The following is a 22,246-nucleotide window of genomic DNA, read 5'->3' on the forward strand; positions in this document are numbered from 1 at the left end:
AGTTTGTTCATTGTCTGGTGGGCTCGGTTTTGTTTATAAGAGACAGCCGCGGCGTACCGGGGCCGCGGGATCGCCGCGGCGCTTCTCGACGGCCTGACCGCGCGGCTCGGCGCCGAGCGCGGGATCACCTCCGTCGAGACGACCATCACCCCGGACAACACCGCCTCCGACCGTCTTTTCACCTCGTACGCCGCCCGGCACGGCGCCTGCGTCACCCGCGAGGTGCTGTTCGACGAGGGCCTGTTCCCCGACGGCCCGCACGCGCCCGAAGTCCTGTACCGCATCGGGCCGTTGACCCCCCACCCGTCGCACTGAGGAGCGATTCACCGTGACCATCACCCAGCCCGACCTCAGCGTCTTCGAGACCTTGGAGTCCGAGGTGCGCAGCTACTGCCGCGGCTGGCCCACCGTCTTCGACCGCGCTCAGGGCAGCCTGATGTACGACGAGGACGGACACCGGTACCTCGACTTCTTCGCCGGAGCGGGCTCGCTCAACTACGGGCACAACAACCCCGTCCTCAAACGGGCGTTGATCGACTACCTGATGCGCGACGGGGTCACCCACGGGCTCGACATGTCGACCACGGCCAAACGGTCGTTCCTGCAGACCTTCCAGGACCTGGTGCTGCGGCCGCGCGATCTGCCGTACAAGGTCATGTTCCCGGGGCCGACCGGCACCAACGCAGTCGAGTCCGCGCTGAAGCTGGCCCGGAAGGTGAAGGGGCGCGAGGCGATCGTGTCGTTCACCAACGCCTTCCACGGGATGTCCCTCGGCTCGCTGGCCGTGACCGGCAACGCGTTCAAGCGGGCCGGCGCCGGAATACCGCTCGTACACGGGACACCCATGCCGTTCGACAACTACTTCGACGGCAAGGTCCCCGACTTCCTGTGGTTCGAGCGGCTCCTGGAGGACCAGGGGTCCGGCCTCAACAAGCCGGCCGCCGTGATCGTGGAGACCGTGCAGGGCGAGGGTGGCATCAACGCCGCGCGTCCGGAGTGGCTGCGGGCCCTGGCCGAGCTGTGCGAGCGCCAGGACATGCTGCTGATCGTCGACGACATCCAGATGGGATGCGGGCGGACCGGGGCCTTCTTCTCCTTCGAGGAGGCCGGGATCGTGCCCGACATCGTCACCGTGTCGAAGTCGATCAGCGGCTACGGACTGCCCATGTCGCTGTGCCTGTTCAAGCCCGAACTGGACATCTGGGAGCCGGGCGAGCACAACGGCACCTTCCGCGGCAACAACCCCGCGTTCGTCACCGCCACCGCGGCCCTGGAGACGTACTGGACCGACGGGTCCGCCATGGAGAAGCAGACCCGGGCCCGCGGCGAGCAGATCGAGCGGGCGCTCGTCGCCATCACCGGGGAGAACCGCAACGACGTCAAGGAGTACCGGGGGCGGGGGCTCGTGTGGGGCCTGGAATTCCGGGACAAGGCGCGCGCCGGGCGGGTGACGCGGCGGGCCTTCGAACTCGGACTGCTCGTCGAGACCTCGGGCCCGGAGGGTGAGGTGGTCAAACTGCTGCCCGCCCTCACCATCACCCCCGACGAGCTGGACGAGGGGCTGAGCATCCTCGCCCGCGCCGTCCGGGAAACCAACTAGCAGGGAGGCTGTGCACCACCGTGATCGTCCGTTCGTTCAAGGACATCGAAGGCACCGACCGTCATGTGAAGTCGGCGTCCGGCACCTGGGAGAGCAAGCGCATCGTCCTCGCCCGGGAGCGGGTCGGCTTCTCGCTCCACGAGACCGTCCTGTACGCGGGGACGGAGACGTCGATGTGGTACGCGAACCACATCGAGGCCGTCGTGTGCGTCGAGGGCGCCGCCGAGCTCACCGACCACGAGACCGGGACGACGTACTCCCTCACTCCCGGGACCATGTACCTCCTCGACGGGCACGAGCGGCACACGCTCCGTGTCAAGGAGGACTTCCGCTGCATATGCGTGTTCAACCCGCCCGTGACCGGACGGGAGGACCACGACGAGAACGGCGTCTACCCTCCCCCGGATCCGGACGACTGGGGGGACCCCCAGCTCACCGAACCCGAGGAGGTGTAAGCACCGTGACCCCCACCGATCTCTACCCCAGCCGCGGCGCCGCCGAGGTGTCCGTCCCCCGTCAGGACCCCGTCGTCTGGGGCGCCCCGGACGCTCCCGGCCCGATCACGACCGCCGATCTGCAGGCGTACGAGCGCGACGGCTTCCTCGTGAACGACCAGCTGATCACCGACGACGAGGTCGCCCTCTACCGGCGGGAGCTGGAGCGGCTCGTCGACGACCCGGAGATCCGTGCCGACGAGCGCTCGATCGTCGAGCCGAAGTCCAAGGAGATCCGCTCCGTCTTCGAAGTGCACCGGATCAGCGAGGTGTTCGCCTCCCTCGTCCGGGACGAGCGGGTCGTCGGCCGGGCCCGGCAGATCCTCGGCTCGGACGTGTACGTCCACCAGTCCCGGATCAACGTCAAGCCGGGTTTCGGGGCCAGCGGGTTCTACTGGCACTCGGACTTCGAGACCTGGCACGCCGAGGACGGTCTGCCGCACATGCGGACGGTGTCGGTCTCGATCGCGCTGACCGAGAACCTCGACACCAACGGCGGGCTCATGATCATGCCGGGCTCGCACCGCACGTTCCTCGGGTGTGCGGGAGCCACGCCCGAGGACAACTACAAGAAGTCGCTGCAGATGCAGGACGCCGGCACGCCGTCGGACGAGGCACTGACCTCCATGGCGAGCGACTACGGCATCCGGCTCTTCACCGGCAGGGCCGGCTCGGCGACCTGGTTCGACTGCAACTGCATGCACGGATCCGGTGACAACATCACGCCGTTCCCGCGCAGCAACGTCTTCATCGTGTTCAACAGCGTGGAGAACGCCGCGGTCGAGCCCTTCGCGGCTCCGGTACGGCGGCCGGAGTTCATCGGGGCGCGGGACTTCACTCCCGTGCGCTGAGTGCACGGCGCCGGACTACAGCCAGGCCAGCGACGCCGCCCGCTCCAGGACGTGCCGTACGGCCCCCTCGTCGCCCGTGGTGCGCCGCGGGACGGCGCCGGGGGCGTACCGGCCGCCGACGAGCAGGCAGAAGTCGACCGGGTCCAGGGCGAGTTCGGCGCGTACCGGCTCGCCCTGCGGGCCCAGGACCCACTCCTGCCCGCCGGTGACCGAGAAGAGCACCGGCGGGGCCGTGGGGCCGAGGGCCGGGCCGAGGACACGGACGGCCAGGCGGACCAGCCGGCTCAGATGCTCCTCGGGCGGCGGCGGGACGGCGAGCCCCAGGGCGGTGCCGATGTCCTTGGTGTGGATCCAGGTCTCGAAGGCGCGCACCAGGAAGTGGTCGGCGACCGGCAGCCGTACGCCCATCAGCGTCATGGCCCGCGCGGCACGTCCCGGATCGCGGGCCTCCGGTGCGCCCAGTAGCGCCTGCGCCTGCGCGGACCAGGCCCCGACGGTCTCCCGCGGGGTGCGGCCGCGCTCGTGCGCGATCACGTCGGCGGTCCGCCGGTGCCAGGCGTCCTCCCAGTCCATGCCCGCCACCGGGGAGGGCGGCACCGACGCGTCGAGGCCGAGCGGCAGGGCCAGATGCTCGTCGGCGGCGAGGAGATGGGCGACAGTCGCGTGCACGTCCCAGCCGTGGACCACGGGTGTGTCCCACCGCCCGTCGGCCTCGGGCAGGAGCGCGGTCAGTCCGGAGACGGTGGCGGCGTAGGGGGCGGCATGGCCGGCCACTGCGTGCGTGGCGGGGCGCCGCCGGGTGAGGGCGGTGGAGAGGACGGAGGATTCCGTGCCGCCGGGCGTGCCGTCGCCGCCGGGCGGGGGCGGGCCGTCCAGCAGCCGTACCGTCTCCCGCAGCCGTTCCGCCTCCACCGCACAGGGCTCGCACTCGGCCAGGTGCGGGAGAACCGTTCGTTCCTCCGCCGGGGACAGGGCTCCGACGGCCCAGGCGGCCAGCAGGTCACGTACGCCGTCGTGTTCGGTCATCGCCGCACGCCTCCTCTCCCGGTCATCATGCGCCCCTTTCCAGTGCGGGATCCTGCGGGTCGGCCGAATCGGCCAGGGAAGCGGCCAGGGTGCGCAGCGCGGTGCGCAGCCGGGTCTTGGCGGTGCCCTCGGGGATGCCCAGTTCCACGGCGGCCTGCCGGTAGGAGCGGCCCGCGAAGTAGGCGAGGTGGACCACCTCCCGCTGGGGTTGCGGGAGTTCGGCGAGCGCGGAGTGCAGGCGCAGGGTGCGCTCGCGGTCCACGACGGTCTCGGCGGGGCCGGGGCCGGGCTCCGGGATGGCGTGCAGTTCGCTGTCGTCGGCGCGGACGTCCTTGCGGTGCCGGGCCTCGCCGCGCACCCAGTCCACGGCCCGCCGGTGGGCCAGCACGGACAGCCAGGCGCGCAGCGAGCCACGGCGTGCGTCGAAGGCGTACGGTCTGCTCCACAGCCGGGCGAAGACCTCCTGGGCCACCTCGTCGGCGGCGGCCGGGCTGCGGGTGACCCGTACGGCGACCCGCCGTACCAGCCCGCCGTACGTCGTGTACGCCTCGGCAAGCGCGGACTCGTCGCCGTACACCAGCCGCCGGTGCAGGTCGGCATCGGCATCGGCAGGCGCTTTGTCCGTGTTGTCTGCGGAGTCGGTCACCGGCACCACCACCCCCCGGTGCCCTTCCTAGCGGCCCGGGGCGGCCCGCGCCAGAGGGTCAGCCCGACAGGGCGTCCAGCAGACGGTCGACGTCGGCGGACGTGTTGTACAGGTGGAAGGAGGCGCGCAGGTTGCCCGCGCGGTCGGAGAGTTCGATGCCGGCGCGGCTCAGCCCGGGCTGCCGGTCACCGAGCCCGGGGACGGAGACGATCGCCGAGCCGGGGGCGGGCACGGGCGCGTGGCCCAGGGTCGCGAGTCCGGCCCGGAACCGGTCGGCGAGGGCGACGTCGTGGGCGTGGATCGCGGGCACGCCGAGTTCCTCGATCAGGTCGAGCGAGCGGCGCAGTCCCGCGAAGGTGAACAGGGCATGGGTGAGATCGAAGCGCCGGGCGGAGCGGGCGAGTTCCGCGACCGGGCCGTAACAGCTGTTCCACGGCTCCTCGCCCGCGACCCAGCCCGCGAGCACCGGGGTCAGCCCGCCGAAGTCCTCGGGGACCACGAGGAAGGCGGCGCCGTGCGGGCCGAGCAGCCACTTGAAGGAGACGGCGGCGGTGAAGTCGTAGGCGTCCGCGTCCATCGGCAGCCAGCCGGCGGCCTGGGAGAAGTCGACGTAGGTGCGTGCCCCGTGCTCGCGGGCGGCCTCCCGCAGGGCGGGCAGGTCGGCGACGCGCCCGTCGGCCGACTGGGCGGCGCTGACCGCGACCAGCGCGGTGCCCGGGCGGACGGACTCGGCGATGCGCTCCAGCGGCACCGAGCGGACCTTGAGGTCGCCGCGGACGTGGAACGGGTTCATTACGGAGGTGAAGTCGTCCTCCGCGGTGAGGACTTCGGCGCCGGCGGGCAGCGAGGCGGCGATCACCCCGGTGTGCGCGGCGACCGAGGCGCCCGCCGCGACCCGCGACGCCGGGACTCCGGCGAGCCGGGCGTAGGCGGCCCGGCAGGCCTCCACGTCCTCGTACAGGGGGGTCGGCGGACGGCCTTCGGCCCGCAGCAGCGCCGCCTCGTGCAGGGCTGCGACGGTACGGGCCGGGAGCAGGCTGTTGCTCGCGGTGTTGAGATAGGTGCTCTTCGGGGCGAACTCGGCGCGGACGAGGCTCTCGAACGTCTCCGTGGTGTCCATGGGTCCACTCTGCGGCCCGATGAAGTCGTAGTCCATTGCGGATTCTTACGTGGATCCGCTTAGGAACGCTTATACGTCCGCGCCGACCTGCGCTTTTCAGTGCTGCGGCACCGCACACCCGTCCGGGCCGCACGCCGCCCCATCCCCTTGGCCGCCCTGTCCGACCGGCTTCAGCGGGGAACGCTCGCCCCACGCCCGGCTCAGCGCCTGGGTGAAGACATCGGCGGGCTGCGCGCCGGAGACGCCGTACTTGCGGTCGAGGACGAAGAAGGGCACGCCGTTCGCGCCGAGCTCGGCGGCCTCGCGCTCGTCCGCGCGGACCTCGTCGGCGTAGGCGGCGGGGTCGGCGAGCACCTTGCGGGCGGCGTCGGCGTCCAGGCCCGCCTCGACGGCGAGTTCCACCAACCGCTCGTCGTCCTCGCCGAAGACGGAGCGCTCCTCGGCGAAGTTGGCCCGGTACAGGATCTGGATCAGCTCGTCCTGCCTGCCGTGCTCCTTGGCGAGGTGCAGCAGGCGGTGCATGTCGAAGGTGTTGCCGTGGTCGCGGTCCCGGGTGCGGTAGTCCAGGCCCTCGGCGGCGGCCTGCGCGCCCAGGTTGTCCTCGCCGGCCTGCGCCTGGGCCTCGCTCATGCCGTACTTCTTGGCGAGCATCGCCAGCACCGGCTGGACGTCGCCCTTGGCGCGGCCCGGGTCCAGTTCGAAGGACCGGTGCACCACCTCGACCTCGTCACGGTGCGGGAAGGCCGCCAGCGCCTTCTCGAAGCGGGCCTTGCCCACGTAGCACCACGGGCAGGCGATGTCGCTCCAGATCTCGACGCGCATGTTCTCGGCTCTCCAGGTCGTACGGGCACGGAGACCGTCTCCGCCGAGTGCATGAACGTTCAAGCAGCCCGGTTCATTCCCCGGGCACCGAGAAGCGGAGGAACAGGTGGTGGTCGCCCTCGGCGGGCGGGTTCTCCGGGTCCGGGACCCAGCCCTGGCGGGCGTAGAAGGCCTGGGCGCGGACGTTGTCCGTGTGCACGTCGAGCACGGCCGCCCGCTTGCCGTCGGCCTGCCACTCCTCCACACAGGCCGAGTGCAGGGCGGTGCCGATACCGGAGCGCCACTGGTCCGGCTCCACGTGGAACTGGAACAGCTTGACCGTCTCCGCGGGGGCGCCCTCGGGGGTGCGGAAGGAGGCGAGCCCGACGATCCGGCCCCGCTCGACCACGCACAGCACGTGCCCGTCCGGCCGCTCGATGGCGGTGCGCCAGGTGGCGGACCAGTCGATGCCGTCGTCGGGGAGACCGTCCGGGTAGTACGTCGACCTGGCCCGCCGGTGCAGCGCGGCAATGGCTTCCGCCTCGGCGGGCAGCACGGTACGGATCACCCGGCCGCCGTTCACTCGGTCACTGATCATGCAACGGAGGACGTGGCCGGGGTCTGTGCGGTTCCCAGGCGGCTGAACCGGGTGCGGCAGGCGCTCGGGGTGAGACCGGTCCGGCGGACCCAGGCGGGCGCGGAGCGAGTCGGCGGTACCGAGGCCGCAGGCCGCGGCCACCCGGTCCATCGGCAGGGTCGTGGTTCCAGGAGTTCCTCGGCCCGCTCGACGCACCGATGCAGCGCAGGAGCCTCTGCAGGGGGGCTGCCCCCGCTCTCGGCGTGGAACCGGCGGGTGAGGGTGCGGACGCTGACGCCCGCGTACCGGGCCGGGGCGGTGAGAATGGGCGGCCGGCACCGCCGCGGCATCGTCTTCGTCGATCTGCCGGTGGGCGTGGGGATCCTGGTGCTGCTCGTCCGGGCACCGCGCTCGCGGCCCCGTCCGGCCCCGCCGGACCGTGCCGCCGCTCACCGCCCCGATGATGGACGCCGTACCCGCCGAGCGGGCGGGACCGGCGGCGGGGGTGCCCGACGCGGCCCGGCAGGTGTCCGGCGGCCTGGTGATCGCGGTGTTCGGCGCGCTGGTCGCCGATGGTTTCGAGGCCGGTGTGCGGTTGAGCCCGGCCGTCAGCGCGGCCCTGCTCACAGTGACCTTCGCCCTCAGCTTCCGTCTCGCAGGTCGCTCGGCCAGGCGGGCCTGAACTCGATGTGGTCGTACGTCACCACACACCCCTCCCCCATTGGGGACTGGGTCATGAAGCCGACCAGCGCCGCGCCCGTCTCCTTCTCCCCGCCGAGCGTGAAGAGCCGGACGAAGGTCCAGCGTATGCCGTCGCGGGAGGCGTGGAAGGCGAGGGCGCGGCCGGTGCGGCTGATCCGCAGCCAGACCGAACTTCCCCGCACGGTCCAGGAGTTGGCGTCGTCGGACTGTCCCCGGGTGACCACCGTGCAGACGGTGGGCACGTCCGGGGAGTACTCCAGGCAGAGCTTGGCCCAGGCCCGGTCGCCCACGTGGACGTAGAGCGCGCCCGCGTCGAAGGCGGCGGCGAACCCGACGGTGACCCGGGCGATCAGCTGGAAGTCGCCCTCCGGCGCGCCGAGCAGCCGGGGCGCGTCGGAGGCCGGGTCCAGCGCCTCGTCGGTGGGCGGCACGAACCGGTCCTGCCGGGGGCCGGCCCAGCCGGTGAGGACGCCTCCCTCGTAGGACCAGTTGCCGTCGGGCCCGTATGTGCGGAGGGGGAAGGGCAGTTCGGGAAGTTCCACGTCCATGGCCAGAGTGTCTCAGCTTCCGGTCTCCGCTACGGGCCGGAGGGTGGTCACCGTTCCAGACGGCCGTTGAAGCGGCGGGGCAGGCCCAGCGGGTTGCCGTCCCTCAGCTCCGCGGGCAGCAGTGCCTCGGGGGCGTTCTGGTAGACCACCGGCCGCAGCCAGCGCTCGATGGCCGTACCGCCGACGGAGGTCGAGGTGGAGGTCGTCGCCGGGTAGGGACCGCCGTGGTGCTGGGCCGGTGCGACCGCCACACCCGTCGGCCAGCCGTTCACCAGCACCCGGCCCGCCAGCGGGGTCAGCTCCGCCAGGATCTCCGCGCCGCGTCCCTCGCCCGCCGACTCCTCCGCCGAGAGGTGCACGGTGGCGGTGAGGTTGCCGGGGAGCCGGGACAGGACGGCACTCGCCTCGCTCTCGTCCTCGTAGCGGGCGACGACCGTGACCGGGCCGAAGCACTCCTCCAGCAGCAGGTCGTACGCCCCCTCGGCGGCCAGCCTGCTCGCCGGAACCGTCAGGAAGCCCGCGCTCACCGTGTGCTCGCCGCCCGCGCCGGGCGTCACCGGGGTGTCGACGCCGTCCAGTGCGGCGCGTTCGGCGACTCCGGCGACGAAGTTGTCCCGCATGCGGTGGTCGAGGAGCACCCCGGCCTCGGTGTTGCTGACGGCGTCGGTCAGGGACTTCACGAGCTGGTCCCCCGCGGCGCCGGCCGGGGCGAACACCAGGCCCGGCTTCACGCAGAACTGGCCCACTCCCAGGGTCATCGACCCGGCGAGACCGGCGCCGATGGCCTCGGCGCGCTCGGCGGCCGCGGCCTCGGTGACGACGACCGGGTTCAGCGAGCCCAGCTCGCCGTGGAAGGGGATCGGGACCGGACGGGCGGCGGCCGCGTCGAAGAGGGCACGACCGCCCCGTACGGAACCGGTGAACCCGGCCGCCGCGACCAGCGGGTGCTTGATCAGCTCGATGCCCGCCTCGAAGCCGTGCACCAGGCCGATGACGCCCTCGGGAATGTCATGCCGCGCGGCGGCCCGGCGCAGCACCCTGGCGACCAGCTCGGACAGGGCCGGGTGGTCGGGGTGGGCCTTGACGACCACCGGGCAGCCCGCGGCCAGCGCGCTCGCGGTGTCGCCGCCGGCGACCGAGAAGGCGAAGGGGAAGTTGGAGGCGGAGTAGACGGCGACGACGCCCAGCGGCACCTTGTAGCGGCGCAGGTCCGGGACCGGCGGGGTCGCGGTGTCGTCGGGGTGGTCGACGATGACGTCGAGGAAGGCGCCCTCGTCGACGATGTCCGCGAAGGCACGCAACTGGTAGGTGGTGCGGGCGAGTTCGCCGGTGAGCCGGACCGGGCCCAGGGCCGTCTCGGCGTCGGCGGCCTCGACCAGATGGTCCCTGGCGGCGTCGAGGCCCGCGGCGGCGGAGCGCAGGAAGGCCGAGCGCACGGCGCGGTCGGCCAGGGAGCCGCGCGCTGCGTGCGCGGCCCGGACGGCGGCGTCCACCTCCTGGGCTGTGGCCTCCACCGCAACCTGTTCACGCTGCTTCCCGGTGCGCGGGTCGACACTCCAGACTGGTGCTGCTGCCACCGCGGATCCCTCCAAGTAAGGCCGCATTTCCTGGGTCAACATCAGCCGCGTTCGATATACTGAACACTGTCTCTGATGATGAATACGCTGCTCGGAGACTATATATCGAGGTTCTCGTCGAACGAAGGGGTCAAGGGCGATGTCGGCAGGCGAGATGGGCGGCGGAGCGCAGGTCAAGTCCGCGGTGCGGACCGTGGAATTGCTCGAGTACTTCGCCGGCCGGCCCGGTATGCACTCCCTGGCGGCCGTCCAGGAGGCCGTGGGCTATCCCAAGTCCAGCCTGTACATGCTGCTGCGCACGCTGGTGGAGCTGGGCTGGGTGGAGACGGACGCGACCGGCACCCGCTACGGCATCGGGGTGCGGGCCCTGCTGGTCGGCACCTCCTACATCGACGGCGACGAGGTGGTCGCGGCGGCCCGGCCCACCCTGGACCGCCTCTCCGACGACACCACGGAGACCATCCATCTGGCCCGTCTCGACGGCACCAACGTCGTCTACCTGGCCACCCGGCAGTCGCAGCACTACCTCCGCCCCTTCACCCGCGTCGGCCGGCGCCTGCCCGCCCATTCCACGTCCCTGGGCAAGGCGCTGCTCGCCACCCACACCGACGAGCAGGTCCGCAAGCTGCTGCCCGAGACGCTGCCCGCGCTCACCGAGAACACCATCACCGACCGCGAGAAGCTGATCGCCGAACTGCGCCAGGTCCGCGAGCAGGGCTTCGCCGTCGACCGCGAGGAGAACACGCTGGGCCTGCGCTGCTTCGGCATGGCGATCCCGTACCGCACCCCCGCGCGCGACGCCATCAGCTGCTCGGTTCCGGTGGCCCGGCTGACCCCTGCCCACGAGCAGATGATCAAGGACGCCCTGTTCGACGCGAGAGACCGGCTGACGCTGGCGACACGGAGGCTGTGAGGACGATGCCGGTCTCCCCCGTCCGGCGGAGACGGATCATCGCCACGAAGGAAGTGCGGGGTCCCGTGGGCGCGGGAGCGTGGGCGCATGACCTCCTCGAACGCCACCACCGCGGCCACCACCGTCACCCGCTCACGGCTCCGCCCGCTGCTGCGGCTCGTGGCCATCGCCGCCTGTGTGCCGTACCTAGGCCTCAAACTCGCCTGGATCGGCGGGAGTCGTGTCGGTGTCCCGGACGGGAGTCCGCTGCTGGAGCACCGGGTGACCATGGCCCTCGCCAACGGACTGACCGTGGTGATGGACGCGGCCGTCATCGTGCTGGCGCTGCTGCTGACCCGCCCCTGGGGGCTGCGGGTGCCCGCCTGGCTCCTCGCGGTGCCCATGTGGATCGCCACCGGGCTGCTCGCGCCGATCATGGTGGGGTTTCCGCTTCAGCTGGCCTTCCACGGGGGTGACCAGGGTGGTCACGACCGGCCGTTCCTCGCCGGGTGGGTGTTCGGCGTCGTGTACGGGGGGTTCATCGTGCAGGGGCTCGCGCTGGGCGCGCTGTTCGCCGGGTACGCCCGCGGACGGTGGGGGCACCTGTGGCGGGGGCGGATGTGGGAGCTGCCCGCGCAGACCACAGCCGCCGCCCAGCGGCTGACCGCGGTGTCGGCCGGCGTGCTCGCGCTGCTGCCGGCCGCGCTCCGGCTGATGTGGGCCTGCGGGTTCACGGCCGGGCGGAACACGAGCGGCGGCCGGCTGACGGAGGCGGTCTTCGCCGGTTTCCTGGCCGCCGCCGTCACCGGCGCCTGGCAGCTCGCCTTCCGCCGCGGCCGCCCGCTGCCGGTCACCGTGCCCCTCGCCCTGGCCTGGGTCGGCTCCGGAGCCGCTGCCTGCTGGGGCGCCTGGATGGCGCTCGCCGCCCTGGTGACCTCCCACGACCTCGCGGACCGCCCGACACCGGCGATGAGCCTCACCTACGCTGTACAGATGATCGTCGGCCTGCTCGTGGCGACCGTCACCGCCCACCACTTCGCGGACCGTTCCGCCAGGACCCCGCGGTGACGAAGGCGTGGGGACTGCTGTTCGGCGGGCGGGCACGCCGGCGCTGGATCCATCTGGTCCTGGGCGGCGCGCTCGCCATGCCGTACGTCCTCGTCGGCTCGGTGGCCGTGGGGCTGCTCACCGGGGTGGACGACGTGTTCGGGTCCCTGCCGCTGCAACTCGGCTCGTTCGCGGTCGGGTTGCCGATCGCCGCCGCCACCTCGCTCTTCCCGCTGACCCGCCCCCTGGAGTCGGGCGCCGCCCGGGCGCTGTGCGGCCTCGACGCGGACGCCCTCTCGCACGGCCCGGCCCGGACGCGGGCCGAACGGGGGCGCACGGCCGCCTGGTTCACGCTGCATCTGGGGCTCGGCGGGATCATCTCCGGAATGTCGCTGGCCGTACCGCCGTTCGCGGTCGTGCTGATCGTGCTCCCCCTGTTCACCCGCCTGCGCGACACCCCGCTCGCACTGCCCGGACTCCTCGACCGCACCTGGGCGCTGGCGCTCTGCCCGGTCGCGGGACTGGCCGTACTGACCGCACTGGCCTCCTGCGCCGCCGGCTGCGGGGCCCTGCTCGCCCACTGGGCGCCCGCCCTGCTCGGGCCCACCTCCGCCGACCGGCTCGCCGCGGCCGAGGCCCGTGCCGCCGACCTCGCCGTACGCAACCGGCTCGCCCGCGAGCTGCACGACTCCGTCGGACACGCGCTGAGCGCCGTCATGCTCCAGGCGAGCGCCGCCCGCCGTGTCCTGGACACCGACCCGGAGTTCGCCCGTGAGGCGCTGGCCGCCATCGAGGACACCACCCGCCGCACGGTCGGCGAACTGGACGCCGTCCTGGGTGTGCTGCGGGACGGCGACACCCCCGGCACCGCCCCCGCGCCCACCCTCGCGGCCGACCTGGAGGGACTGCTGCGCCGGACCCGGGCCGGCGGACGGCAGGTGACGGCCGCCGTCGGCACCGGCGCCACCGACCTGCCGCCGCTGGTCTCCCGGGAGGCGTACCGGATCGTGCAGGAGGGCCTGAACAACGCACTCAAGCACTCGGACGAACCGGTCGGCCTCCGTATCGCCACCGCCGCCGGCCGGCTGGAGATCACCGTCGAGAACCCCCTCGGCTCCTCGGCCACTTCCCGTCCCGGCGGCGGCCACGGTCTGCGCGGGATCGCCGACCGGGTACGGCTGCTGGGCGGGACCTCGCACGCGGGCGCGTCCGGCGACACCTGGCGCCTGCACGTCCGGCTGCCACTGAAGGAATCCGTGTGACCGACGAAAGGACCGGCATGCGCCAGCCCGCGATCCGGGTCGTCCTCGCCGACGACGAGCGCATGGTCCGCACCGCCCTGCGGGCCATCCTCTCCGCCGAACCCGGCCTGGAGGTGGTCGGCGAGGCGGCGACCGGCGCCGAGGCGGTCTCGGTCGTCCGGGAGCTCCGCCCCGATGTCGTCCTCATGGACGTCCGCATGCCCGGGGTCGACGGCATCCGGGCCACCGAGCAGATCCTCGCCACCCTCGACGAACCGCCCCGGGTCGTGGTCGTGACCACCTTCGAGAACGACTCCTACGTGTACGACGCGCTGCGCGCCGGAGCCGCCGGATTCCTGCTGAAACGGGCGGAGGCCGACGCTCTCGTCCAGGCGGTACGGCTGGTCGCGCACACCGACAGCCTGCTGTTCCCGTCGGCCGTACGGGACCTCGTGGCGGAGCACGCCCGTCGGGCGCCCGCGCCCCCGGCGTGGGTGAGCCGGCTCACGGGACGGGAGAGCGAGGTGCTGCGGCACATGGCCGCCGGGCTGACCAACGCCGAGATCGCCCGGCGCATGGACGTCGGCCCCGCCACCGTGAAGTCGCACGTCGCGGCGGTACTGGCCAAGACCGGCACCCGGGACCGGACACAGGCGGTGATCGTCGCGTACGAGGCCGGCTTTCTGAAGGCGCGATGAGAAAACGGGGCGTACGGGAACGATTACCGCCGTTCCGATCGTCTTCTGTCCGGGATGAACAAGACGATCAGGCGGGCGTCCGTCTTCGTGCTGCTGCTCGTGCTCGCCCTGCTCGGCAGGGCGACCTGGGTGCAGTACTACGACGGCCAGGCCCTCGCGGACGACAAGAACAACCGGCGCAACGCGATCGAGACGTACGCGGAGCCGCTCGGGAACATCATCGTGGCCGGTGACTCCGTCACGGGCTCGGCGCGGACGAAGGGGGGCGACCTCGCGTACAAGCGGACGTACAAGGACGGCAGGCTGTACGCGGCGGTCACGGGCTACGCCTCCCAGGCCTATGCGCCGACCCAGCTGGAGGGCATCTACCAGGACCTGCTGAACGGCACGGACAACCGGCTGAAGACCGTCATGGACACGGTCACCGGCAAACGCGCCGACCCGGGCAACGTGGTGACGACCATCGACCCCGACGTGCAGAGGGCTGCCTACCGGGCGCTGGGCCGCAACAAGGGAGCGGCCGTCGCCATCGACCCGAAGAGCGGGAAGATCCTCGCGGTGGTGTCGACCCCGTCGTACGACCCCACGACGCTCACCGACGCCAACACCGCGGGGGCCGCCTGGAAGCGGCTCAACGCCGACTCGGACAAGCCGCTGACGAACCGCGCGCTGCGCCAGCCGCTGCCGCCGGGCTCGACGTTCAAGCTGGTCGTCGCGGCGGCCGCGCTGGAGGACGGGCTGTACAAGAACGTGGACGAACACACCCACAGCCCCGACCCGTACACGCTGCCCGGCACCACCAGGGTCCTCGCCAACGAGAACAAGTCGGCGCCCTGCGAGAACGCCTCGATCCGCGTCGCCCTGCGCTACTCCTGCAACAACGTCTTCGGCAAGATGGCCGTCGACCTCGGCCAGGACAAGGTGAGGGCGATGGCCGAGAAGTTCGGCTTCAACGACGACAAGCAGGACGTGCCGGTGCGCGCCTACGCGAGCGTGTACCCCTCGGACATGGACAAGGCGCAGACGGCCCTGTCGGGCATCGGTCAGTTCGACGTCACGGCCACCCCGCTGCAGATGGCGATGGTGTCGGCGGTCATGGCCAACGACGGCAAGCTGGTCTCGCCGCACATGGTCTCGCAGATCACCGACAGCGGTGGCGACGTGCTGAAGAACTACGACGACGACACGGACAGCGAGGAGATCGTCAGCTCCTCCACCGCCGAGCAGTTGCGGTCGGCGATGGAGACGGTGGTGAAGGACGGCACCGGTACGAACGCGCTGATCGACGGTGCGACCGTGGGCGGCAAGACGGGCACGGCTCAGCACGGCGAGAACAACAGCAAGACGCCGTACGCCTGGTTCACCTCGTACGGCAAGTCCGACAGCAGCGGCAAGGAGGTCGCCGTGGCGGTGATGGTGGAGCAGTCGGACGCGGCGCGGTCGGAGGTCAGCGGCAACGGACTGGCCGCACCGGTGGCCAGGGCCATGATGCGGGCGGCGCTCAACTAGCCTTCGCGGAGGGGGTGGTTCGGCGGAACCGCCCCCTCGGCCTCACTTGACTCCGAGGATCTGTTCCACGGGATCGATCGCGAAGTACACCAGGAACAGCGCCGAGACACTCCACAGCAGCCAGTTGACCTCCTTGGCCTTGCCGAGCACCGTCTTGATGACGACGTAGGCCAGGAAGCCGGCGCCGATGCCGTCGGTGATGGAGTACGTGAACGGCATCGCGGCGATGGTCAGGAACGCCGGGATGGCGATCTCGTATCTGTCCCAGTCGATGTGCTTGACGTGGGTCATCATCAGGAAGCCGACCGCGATCAGAGCGGGCGCCGCGGCCTGGAGCGGGACGATGGTCAGCAGCGGGGTGAGGAAGAGCGCGAGCCCGAAGAGACCGCCGGTGACCAGGTTGGCGAAGCCGGTGCGGGCGCCCTCGCCGACGCCCGCCGCGGACTCGATGTAGGCGGTGTTGGAGGAGGCGGAGCCCACACCGCCGACGACCGCCGCGGCGCCGTCGATGAACAGGACCCGGCCGATGCCCGGCACCTGCCCCTTCTCGTCGAGCAGCCCGGCCTCGGCGCTGATGCCGACGATGGTGCCCATGGCGTCGAAGAAGTCCGACAGGATCAGGGTGAAGACCAGCAGGACCGCGGTGAGCACCCCGGCCTCGGCGAACCCGCCGAACAGGCTGAAGTGACCGACTAGTCCGAAGTCCGGGCTGGCGACGATCTTGTCCGGCACCTTCGGGGTGGTGAGCCCCCAGCTCTTGATGTCGGCGACGGCGTCGATGACGATCGCGACGACGGTCATGGTCACGATGCTGATGAGGATGGCGCCCTTCACCTTGCGCGCGACCAGCGCGATGGTGAGCAGCACGCCGAGACAGAAGACCAGGACGGGCCAGCCGGTGAGGCGGCCGACGGCGCCCAGCTGCACCGGCACGGTGGTGTTCGCCGCGTCCGGGATACGGCTGACGAAACCGGCGTCCACGAATCCGATGAACGCGATGAACAGGCCGATGCCGACACCGATGGCCTGCTTCAGCTGCTGCGGGATCGCGTTCATGATCGCTTTCCGGAGCCCGGTGAGCACCAGGACGCAGATCAGGACGCCTTCGAGGACGACCAGGCCCATCGCGTCGTCCCAGCTCATCAGGGGCGCCAACTGGAAGGCGACGACGGCGTTGAGGCCGAGGCCCGCGGCGATGGCCAGCGGGAGATTGCCGCCGACACCCATGGTGATCGTCATCACGCAGGCCACCAGCGCGGTGGCGGTGACCAGTTGCCCGGTGTCGAGCGTGTGGCCGAACTTGTCCTTGGCGCTGCCCAGGATGATTGGATTCAGGACAAGGATGTACGCCATGGTGAAGAACGTGGCGAAGCCGCCGCGTATCTCCCGGCCGAAGCTGGACCCCCGTTCGGAGATCCTGAAGTACCGGTCGACGCCGTTCACCGCTGGTGGCGCGGCACTTGGCCGATCGGCCGCCGTCTGCGTCTCGGACATGTGTGTACTCCTCATCGCGTGAGCGTTCGGTGTGCGGATGCTGGCTGGATTGTTCCCCCGTTGCATCCGTTTCAGGTTTTCCCCGTGTTACGGAATCCGGTTCGGCCCGCCATGCCGCGTCCGACGCTCCGCACGAGCACACGAAAAGATCACTGCCGCGCTACCCGGTCCATCACTCGCCACGGATTCCTGCCGGGGACACAACCACACCTCCGCTTTCGGCGTCTTTCCTAGTGCAGTCGTTCGACTGCGGTGATCGGCTGGCCTGAGCCCCCCTCGGCCGGCGCCGCCGGCCAGAGCCCCCCTCGGCCGGCAACCGAACGCCCCCGCGGGTGACGGCCCGCGGGGGCGTTCGTACAGGTGCGCGCGACCGGTTCATCGTCGCGCCGCCGGTGCCGGTCGCTCAGCTGACGAAGTACGTCGGGTTCGGGAGCTTGTACGTCCGGTCGGCGTAGCCGCCGTCGAGGTCCGAGTACTGGTCGCCGAAGTTGGCGATGATGTCGTACCCGAGGTCGTGCTCGATGTGCTCGCGGGTGCCCGCCTTGTACTGCACGGTCGTGCAGTTCCAGGTGCCCGGGGTGGCACAGTCGCTCAGGTAGGCCGGCGGGTTGGCCTTGTCCTTGAGGAACATGTGGCCGGCGTCGAGGTTCACATCGGCGCCGATCTTCTTCAGGTTCTCCACGGCGGCGGAGCGCTGCGCCTCGGACAGGCCCGAGTTGTAGAAGACCTCGACGCCCTTGGACTCGGCGTACTGGACCAGCTGGGGGCTGCCGAAGACCGCCGGGCGGTCCGCCTTGTTGACGTAGTCGGCCCAGGTGGTCCCGTTGTAGGTGTAGTTGTAGCGCTTCTCGTAGTCGAGGCTGAGCAGCAGCGTGTCGTCGATGTCGAAGACGACCGCGGGCTTCTCGCCCCGGTGGTGCGACTTGTGCGCGGCGCGGTCGATGTAGCGCTTGGCGGCGGCGTCCATGCGCGCCAGGTCCTCGGCGTAGGGGCTGTCCGGGGACGCCTGGTACACGCCGTTGCTGTCGGCGGTGGTGCCGTAGTACGTGTCGATGTCCTTCACCAGGAGCCCGATGTTGTACGGCTCGTGCGTGGAGTTGGCCGTCGACTGGTGTGCGGTGGCCGCGCCGGCCCCGTAGAGGGCGCCGCCGGCGACGGCGCAGGCGGCGACAACGGCCGCGAGACGCAGTGATTTATGCATGACAAGGTTCTACGCGCGTCACCCGGGTGAGCGCGAGGTCCGTTGCCTGATCGATATCTATCCCACGGGTGACACGGGCCTCACCCCCACCGACACGGCGGCCTGGACGTTCCTGATGAAGCCGCTGATCAGGATCATCGACAGCGGCAGCTGGAACACGGTCTCGGCGACGATGACGCTGCCCAGCGAGTTGATCATCTGGAGCTCGGCGAAGATCTGGAACAGCGGGACCAGCAGGAGCGCGCCCGGCACGAACTGGGAGCAGAGCAGGGCCGGCATGAAGGACCGCTTGACCCTGAAGTCGAAACGCGTGAGGGCGTAGCCGCCGGCCAGGGCGACGACAGTGGTCAGGAGCAGGGTCGCGAGGCCGACGTACACGCTGTTGGCGAAGTAGGTGCCGAAGCTCCGCCCGGTCCACACCTTCCGGAAGTGGTCCAGGGTGACCGGCCAGGGCACCAGCGAGGTGGAGCCGGCCGGGCGCAGGGCGAAGAGCAGGATCCAGTAGAAGGGGATCAGGGTGAAGAGGAGGTAGATCGACAGGGGAGGTAGACATGCCGGCGCGGGACCTCGTCCCAGGCGCGTGACCTCCCGCGCGGGCGCGGGGTCCCGGGCGCGGGTGCCGCGGGAACGGGCACGGCAGGTACGGCAGCCCGCGCGGCGTCGCGGAGGCACGGTGCCGCCGGGGTGGCGCGGGCGGTTTCGCCACGGCTGCGGCTGGGCCATGACTGTTCTCCGTTCGCAGTGGGGCAGGTACAGCGGGTGCAGGAGGCGCTTGCTGCACGCACATGGGTGAGGCACTCCCACGAGCGGTTGCGGGGGTCCTCAGCCGGCGTACGGGTCGGGCACCTGGCCCGGCCGGGCCAGGAACTCGAAGTCGCAGCCGGTGTCGGCCTGGGTGATCTGGTCGTTGTAGAGGGCGCCGTAACCGCGCTCGTACCGGTCGGGCGGCGGGGTCCACCTGGCCCGCCGGCTCTCCAGCTCCTCGTCGTCCACGTGGAGATGGAGACTGCGGGCGTCGACGTCCAGCGTGATGAGGTCGCCGGTGCGCACCAGCGCGAGCGGACCGCCGACGTACGACTCGGGCGCCACGTGCAGCACGCACGCGCCGTAGCTCGTACCGCTCATCCGGGCGTCGGAGATCCGCACCATGTCCCGGACTCCACGTTTGAGCAGGTGGCCGGGAAGGGGCAGCATGCCGTACTCGGGCATGCCCGGCCCGCCCCTGGGCCCGGCGTTGCGCAGCACGAGGACGCTGTCGGCGGTGATGCCGAGCTGCGGGTCGTCGATGGTGCGCTGCATCGTCCGGTAGTCGTCGAAGACGACCGCGGGACCGGTGTGCTTGAGCAGGTGCGGCTCGGCGGCGATGTGCTTGATGACCGCGCCGTCCGGGCAGAGGTTGCCACGCAGCACGGCGACCCCGCCCTCGTGCGCGAGGGGGTTGTCGCGGGGCCGGATGACGTCGTCGTCGTGCACCCGGGCGCCGGCCAGCTGCTCGCGCAGGGTGTCGTGGGAGACCGTCGGCCGGTCGAGGTGGAGCAGGTCCGGGATGCGGGACAGGAAGCCGGGCAGGCCGCCCGCGAAGTGGAAGTCCTCCATGAGGTGGCGCTGTCCGCCGGGGCGGACGTTGGCGAGGACGGGAACCGTGCGGGCGATGCGGTCGAAGTCGTCGAGGGTGAGCTCCACCCCGGCCCGGCCCGCCATGGCGATCAGATGGATCACGGCGTTGGTCGAGCCGCCGAGGCCGAGGACCGTGGTGACCGCGTCCTCGAAGGCCTCGCGGGTGAGGATGTGGGACAGCCTCCGGTCCCGGTGGACCAGTTCGACGATGCGCAGACCGGACGCGGCGGCCATCCGGTCGTGCCCGGAGTCCACGGCCGGGATGCTGGACGCGCCCGGGACGGTCACGCCGAGCGCCTCCGCGGCGGCGGTGAGCGTGGAGGCCGTGCCCATGGTCATGCAGTGGCCCGGCGAGCGGGCCAGACCGCTCTCCAGCTCGGCCATCTCGCAGTCGCCGACGAGGCCGGCGCGCTTGTCGTCCCAGTACTTCCACATGTCGGTGCCGGAGCCGAGGACCTCGCCCCGCCAGTGCCCCGGCAGCATCGGTCCGGCGGGCACGAAGACCGTGGGCAGGCCGACACTGGCGGCCCCCATGAGCAGGGCGGGCGTGGACTTGTCGCAGCCGCCCATCAGGACCGCCCCGTCGACCGGGTAGGACCGCAGCAGCTCCTCGGTCTCCATGGAGAGCAGGTTGCGGTAGAGCATGGGGGTCGGCTTCTGGAAGGTCTCGCTGAGGGTGGAGACCGGGAACTCCAGCGGGAACCCGCCCGCCTGCCACACGCCCCGTTTCACGGCCTGGGCCCGGTCACGCAGGTGCGCATGGCAGGGGTTGATGTCGGACCAGGTGTTGAGGATCGCGATGACCGGCTTGCCCATGTGCTCCTCGGGCAGATAACCGAGCTGGCGGGTGCGGGCCCGGTGGCTGAAGGAGCGCAGCCCGTCGGTGCCGTACCACTGGTGGCTTCTGAGCTCGGCCCCCGTCTTCATGGTGTTCTGCTCGGCGTTCTTCATACGGACCATCCGGCGGCGATGGCCGCGACCTCGGCGCGCTCGCCCTCGGGCAGCTGCCTGCTGGGCGGGCGGACGTCGCGGCGGCACAGTCCCAGGGAGGCGAGGGCCTCCTTGACGACGGTGACGTTGTCGGCGGAGCCGTTCGCGGCGCGCAGTTCCTCGAAGCGGCGGATCTGCTCCCAGACCTTCATGGCGGCCGGGTAGTCGCCGGAACGCAGCGCCTCGATCATGTTCAGCGAAACGGCGGGGGCGACGTTCACGAGCCCCGAGGTGAAGCCGGTGGCGCCCGCGGAGAAGTAGGAGGGCGCGTACGGCTCGGCGAGGCCGGCCACCCACACGAACCGGTCGAGACCCGCGTCCCGGGCGAAGGCCGCGAAGCGGGAGGCGTCGGGGACGGCGTACTTGACGCCGATCACGTTCGGGCAGGAGTCGCCCAGTTCGGCGACGCGGGCGCCGGGGAGCTCGGCGTTGCGGATGTAGGGGACGACGCCCAGTCCGGGGACGGCCTCGGCGATCGCGCGGTGGTAGTCGACCCAGCCCCGCTGCGAGACGTAGGGGTGGACGGGCTGGTGGACCATCACCATCCGGGCGCCCAGCTCGCGGGCATGGCGGGCGGACGCGACGGCGGTGGGCACGTCGTGGCCGACTCCGACGAGGACCGCGCCCCGGTCGCCGGCCTCGTCGAGAGTCAACTCCGTGACGAGGCGGCGCTCTTCGGGCGTGAGGGCGTAGAACTCGCCGGTGTTGCCGTTCGGGGTGAGAGTGGTGACACCGCCGTCCAGCAGCCGGCGCAGCAGGGACCGGTGGGCGTCCTGGTCGACGGTGCCGTCCTCGGCGAAGGGGGTCACCGGGATCGCCACCACGTCGGCCAGGGCGGCCCGCTGGGTCTCGAACGTCGCGCCGCTCATTCCTGGCCGTCCTCCGCTCGGGACTCGTCGGCGGCCTGCGGGAACGCCCGCCGCACGAACGACGCGATGTGGGCTTGCAGGGCGCTCGCCGCGCCGTCCGCGTCGCCCGCCCGGGCGAGCCGGAGGATCTCGCGGTGTTCGGCGGCCTCCCGTTCCCAGGAGGGGTCGGCGGCCCAGGCGACGGCGGAGACCAGGGCGGCCTGGTCCCGGACCTCGTCGAGCATCCGGCCGAGCAGCGGGTTGCCGCACGGCAGATAGAGGGCGCGATGGAACTCCCGGTTGGCCAGGGAGCGTTCGGCCGTGCCGGTGGCCGCGTCGGCGCGGGTCAGGGCGTCCCGGGCGTCGTCGAGCGAGGATCGGCGCAGCACCGCGCGCCTCAGCGCCTCCGGTTCGAGGAGCAGCCGCACGTCGTAGACCTCGCGCGCCATGTCCGCGTCCACCATGCGCACCGTGACGCCCTTGTACTGGCTCATCACCACCAGTCCGGTTCCGGCCAGGGTCTTGAGCGCCTCGCGCACCGGGGTCTTGGACACCCCGAACTGTGCGGCGAGTTCGGTCTCGACCAGGGCCTGACCGGGTGTCAGCTGCCCGGTGAGGATGCGGTGTTTGATCGCGTCCAGCACGAACTGCGTACGGGACGGGATCGGCGTGGGCACAGCGGTCATGCGCGCCTCTCGGATCTCGCGTAGGTGAACTCACCTATCGCATCTCATATATGACGTATGAAGTACGACGCGTTGAAGGTA

20 protein-coding genes and 3 pseudogenes (1 of these 23 cut by a window edge) are annotated in these 22,246 nt (G+C 71.5%); 10 read left to right on the forward strand and 13 right to left on the reverse strand.

The genetic code is table 11. The features are described from left to right. From ACFW2E_RS01350 to thpD, 4 genes and pseudogenes are all read left to right on the forward strand, one after another. Nucleotides 1-315 (forward strand): annotated as a pseudogene (locus tag ACFW2E_RS01350) (GNAT family N-acetyltransferase); it begins 380 nt to the left of the window's first position. Nucleotides 316-328: 13 nt separating this feature from the next. Continuing rightward, nucleotides 329-1,600: a diaminobutyrate--2-oxoglutarate transaminase gene (ectB, locus tag ACFW2E_RS01355; RefSeq protein WP_384459530.1), complete on the forward strand. Its 1,272-nt coding sequence runs from the start codon at nucleotides 329-331 to the stop codon at nucleotides 1,598-1,600. A gap of 20 nt (nucleotides 1,601-1,620) precedes the next feature. After that, on the forward strand, nucleotides 1,621-2,055 hold the full coding sequence (locus ACFW2E_RS01360) for an ectoine synthase (protein ID WP_384459533.1): 435 nt from the start codon (nucleotides 1,621-1,623) through the stop codon (nucleotides 2,053-2,055). A 5-nt stretch (nucleotides 2,056-2,060) separates the two neighbouring features. Further along, nucleotides 2,061-2,945 (forward strand): ectoine hydroxylase, encoded by an 885-nt coding sequence (gene thpD, locus ACFW2E_RS01365; RefSeq protein WP_384459536.1) that lies wholly within the window; start codon nucleotides 2,061-2,063, stop codon nucleotides 2,943-2,945. 15 nt (nucleotides 2,946-2,960) lie between these two features. On the opposite strand, the gene ACFW2E_RS01370 is transcribed toward thpD, so the two are convergent. The 5 genes from ACFW2E_RS01370 to ACFW2E_RS01390 form a co-directional block, all read right to left on the reverse strand. Next, entirely contained in the window at nucleotides 2,961-3,971 is a 1,011-nt protein-coding gene (locus ACFW2E_RS01370; RefSeq protein ID WP_384459539.1) for a maleylpyruvate isomerase family mycothiol-dependent enzyme, read from the reverse strand. A 25-nt stretch (nucleotides 3,972-3,996) separates the two neighbouring features. Continuing rightward, complete coding sequence (locus ACFW2E_RS01375) at nucleotides 3,997-4,617, reverse strand: RNA polymerase sigma factor (protein ID WP_384459542.1); 621 nt, start codon at nucleotides 4,615-4,617, stop codon at nucleotides 3,997-3,999. Between the two features lie 58 nt (nucleotides 4,618-4,675). Then, nucleotides 4,676-5,737, reverse strand: coding sequence for an aminotransferase class V-fold PLP-dependent enzyme (locus ACFW2E_RS01380; protein WP_384459545.1), 1,062 nt, complete (start codon nucleotides 5,735-5,737; stop codon nucleotides 4,676-4,678). Between the two features lie 96 nt (nucleotides 5,738-5,833). Then, nucleotides 5,834-6,559, reverse strand: coding sequence for a DsbA family oxidoreductase (locus ACFW2E_RS01385; RefSeq protein ID WP_384459663.1), 726 nt, complete (start codon nucleotides 6,557-6,559; stop codon nucleotides 5,834-5,836). A gap of 73 nt (nucleotides 6,560-6,632) precedes the next feature. Beyond that, nucleotides 6,633-7,136 (reverse strand): GNAT family N-acetyltransferase, encoded by a 504-nt coding sequence (locus ACFW2E_RS01390; RefSeq protein ID WP_384459549.1) that lies wholly within the window; start codon nucleotides 7,134-7,136, stop codon nucleotides 6,633-6,635. 415 nt (nucleotides 7,137-7,551) lie between these two features. Between ACFW2E_RS01390 and ACFW2E_RS01395 the strand changes: the two are divergent. Further along, nucleotides 7,552-7,797 (forward strand): annotated as a pseudogene (locus tag ACFW2E_RS01395) (MFS transporter); the annotation flags it as partial. Here ACFW2E_RS01395 and ACFW2E_RS01400 read toward each other — a convergent pair. Together ACFW2E_RS01400 and ACFW2E_RS01405 are read right to left on the reverse strand one after the other, a co-directional pair. Beyond that, the gene (locus ACFW2E_RS01400) at nucleotides 7,757-8,365 is read right to left on the reverse strand and encodes a DUF1349 domain-containing protein (protein WP_384459552.1); all 609 of its coding nucleotides are present in this window, start codon (nucleotides 8,363-8,365) and stop codon (nucleotides 7,757-7,759) included. The pseudogene ACFW2E_RS01395 and the gene ACFW2E_RS01400 overlap by 41 nt on opposite strands. A 47-nt stretch (nucleotides 8,366-8,412) precedes the next feature. Then, the gene (locus tag ACFW2E_RS01405) at nucleotides 8,413-9,942 is read right to left on the reverse strand and encodes an aldehyde dehydrogenase (NADP(+)) (RefSeq protein ID WP_384459554.1); all 1,530 of its coding nucleotides are present in this window, start codon (nucleotides 9,940-9,942) and stop codon (nucleotides 8,413-8,415) included. Nucleotides 9,943-10,081: 139 nt separating this feature from the next. Between ACFW2E_RS01405 and ACFW2E_RS01410 the strand changes: the two genes are divergently transcribed. From ACFW2E_RS01410 to ACFW2E_RS01430, 5 genes are all read left to right on the forward strand, one after another. Beyond that, nucleotides 10,082-10,855: an IclR family transcriptional regulator gene (locus ACFW2E_RS01410; RefSeq protein ID WP_384459557.1), complete on the forward strand. Its 774-nt coding sequence runs from the start codon at nucleotides 10,082-10,084 to the stop codon at nucleotides 10,853-10,855. A gap of 87 nt (nucleotides 10,856-10,942) precedes the next feature. Continuing rightward, on the forward strand, nucleotides 10,943-11,902 hold the full coding sequence (locus tag ACFW2E_RS01415) for a hypothetical protein (RefSeq protein ID WP_384459560.1): 960 nt from the start codon (nucleotides 10,943-10,945) through the stop codon (nucleotides 11,900-11,902). Further along, complete coding sequence (locus ACFW2E_RS01420; protein WP_384459563.1) at nucleotides 11,899-13,143, forward strand: sensor histidine kinase; 1,245 nt, start codon at nucleotides 11,899-11,901, stop codon at nucleotides 13,141-13,143. Before ACFW2E_RS01415 ends, ACFW2E_RS01420 begins: the two co-directional genes overlap by 4 nt. A 17-nt stretch (nucleotides 13,144-13,160) precedes the next feature. Continuing rightward, the gene (locus ACFW2E_RS01425) at nucleotides 13,161-13,820 is read left to right on the forward strand and encodes a response regulator (protein WP_384459666.1); all 660 of its coding nucleotides are present in this window, start codon (nucleotides 13,161-13,163) and stop codon (nucleotides 13,818-13,820) included. 54 nt (nucleotides 13,821-13,874) lie between these two features. Continuing rightward, a complete protein-coding gene (locus ACFW2E_RS01430; RefSeq protein WP_384459566.1) occupies nucleotides 13,875-15,329 on the forward strand; it encodes a peptidoglycan D,D-transpeptidase FtsI family protein in 1,455 nt (484 codons plus the stop codon). Between the two features lie 42 nt (nucleotides 15,330-15,371). On the opposite strand, the gene ACFW2E_RS01435 is transcribed toward ACFW2E_RS01430, so the two are convergent. The 6 genes and pseudogenes from ACFW2E_RS01435 to ACFW2E_RS01460 form a co-directional block, all read right to left on the reverse strand. Then, a complete protein-coding gene (locus tag ACFW2E_RS01435; RefSeq protein ID WP_384459567.1) occupies nucleotides 15,372-16,823 on the reverse strand; it encodes an NCS2 family permease in 1,452 nt (483 codons plus the stop codon). A gap of 403 nt (nucleotides 16,824-17,226) precedes the next feature. Then, nucleotides 17,227-18,024 carry an HAD family acid phosphatase gene (locus ACFW2E_RS01440; RefSeq protein ID WP_384459570.1) on the reverse strand — a complete coding sequence of 266 codons (798 nt, stop codon included), beginning with the start codon at nucleotides 18,022-18,024 and terminating at the stop codon, nucleotides 17,227-17,229. A 105-nt stretch (nucleotides 18,025-18,129) separates the two neighbouring features. Next, nucleotides 18,130-18,659: pseudogene (locus ACFW2E_RS01445) on the reverse strand (carbohydrate ABC transporter permease); the annotation flags it as partial. A gap of 187 nt (nucleotides 18,660-18,846) precedes the next feature. After that, a complete protein-coding gene (araD, locus tag ACFW2E_RS01450) occupies nucleotides 18,847-20,601 on the reverse strand; it encodes an L-arabinonate dehydratase (RefSeq protein ID WP_384459573.1) in 1,755 nt (584 codons plus the stop codon). Next, nucleotides 20,589-21,500, reverse strand: a complete 912-nt coding sequence (locus tag ACFW2E_RS01455) for a dihydrodipicolinate synthase family protein (protein WP_384459576.1) — start codon at nucleotides 21,498-21,500, stop codon at nucleotides 20,589-20,591. The genes araD and ACFW2E_RS01455 overlap by 13 nt, the downstream gene beginning before the upstream one ends. Continuing rightward, on the reverse strand, nucleotides 21,497-22,165 hold the full coding sequence (locus ACFW2E_RS01460; RefSeq protein ID WP_384459579.1) for a GntR family transcriptional regulator: 669 nt from the start codon (nucleotides 22,163-22,165) through the stop codon (nucleotides 21,497-21,499). The genes ACFW2E_RS01455 and ACFW2E_RS01460 overlap by 4 nt, the downstream gene beginning before the upstream one ends. Nucleotides 22,166-22,246: the final 81 nt, after the last annotated feature.

It is taken from the genome of Streptomyces sp. NPDC058964 (assembly GCF_042741275.1).
Lineage (GTDB): Bacteria > Actinomycetota > Actinomycetes > Streptomycetales > Streptomycetaceae > Streptomyces.

Bases quoted from the DNA above. Each gene is read 5' to 3' on its own strand.
- ACFW2E_RS01370 (WP_384459539.1), bottom strand. From the start codon at position 3,971: ATGACCGAACACGACGGCGTACGTGACCTGCTGGCCGCCTGGGCCGTC.
- ACFW2E_RS01380 (WP_384459545.1), bottom strand. From the start codon at position 5,737: ATGGACACCACGGAGACGTTCGAGAGCCTCGTCCGCGCCGAGTTCGCC.
- ACFW2E_RS01385 (WP_384459663.1), bottom strand. From the start codon at position 6,559: ATGCGCGTCGAGATCTGGAGCGACATCGCCTGCCCGTGGTGCTACGTG.
- ACFW2E_RS01390 (WP_384459549.1), bottom strand. From the start codon at position 7,136: ATGATCAGTGACCGAGTGAACGGCGGCCGGGTGATCCGTACCGTGCTG.
- ACFW2E_RS01400 (WP_384459552.1), bottom strand. From the start codon at position 8,365: ATGGACGTGGAACTTCCCGAACTGCCCTTCCCCCTCCGCACATACGGG.
- ACFW2E_RS01410 (WP_384459557.1), top strand. From the start codon at position 10,082: ATGTCGGCAGGCGAGATGGGCGGCGGAGCGCAGGTCAAGTCCGCGGTG.
- ACFW2E_RS01415 (WP_384459560.1), top strand. From the start codon at position 10,943: ATGACCTCCTCGAACGCCACCACCGCGGCCACCACCGTCACCCGCTCA.
- ACFW2E_RS01425 (WP_384459666.1), top strand. From the start codon at position 13,161: ATGCGCCAGCCCGCGATCCGGGTCGTCCTCGCCGACGACGAGCGCATG.
- ACFW2E_RS01430 (WP_384459566.1), top strand. From the start codon at position 13,875: ATGAACAAGACGATCAGGCGGGCGTCCGTCTTCGTGCTGCTGCTCGTG.
- ACFW2E_RS01435 (WP_384459567.1), bottom strand. From the start codon at position 16,823: ATGTCCGAGACGCAGACGGCGGCCGATCGGCCAAGTGCCGCGCCACCA.
- ACFW2E_RS01440 (WP_384459570.1), bottom strand. From the start codon at position 18,024: ATGCATAAATCACTGCGTCTCGCGGCCGTTGTCGCCGCCTGCGCCGTC.
- araD (WP_384459573.1), bottom strand. From the start codon at position 20,601: ATGGTCCGTATGAAGAACGCCGAGCAGAACACCATGAAGACGGGGGCC.
- ACFW2E_RS01455 (WP_384459576.1), bottom strand. From the start codon at position 21,500: ATGAGCGGCGCGACGTTCGAGACCCAGCGGGCCGCCCTGGCCGACGTG.
- ACFW2E_RS01460 (WP_384459579.1), bottom strand. From the start codon at position 22,165: ATGACCGCTGTGCCCACGCCGATCCCGTCCCGTACGCAGTTCGTGCTG.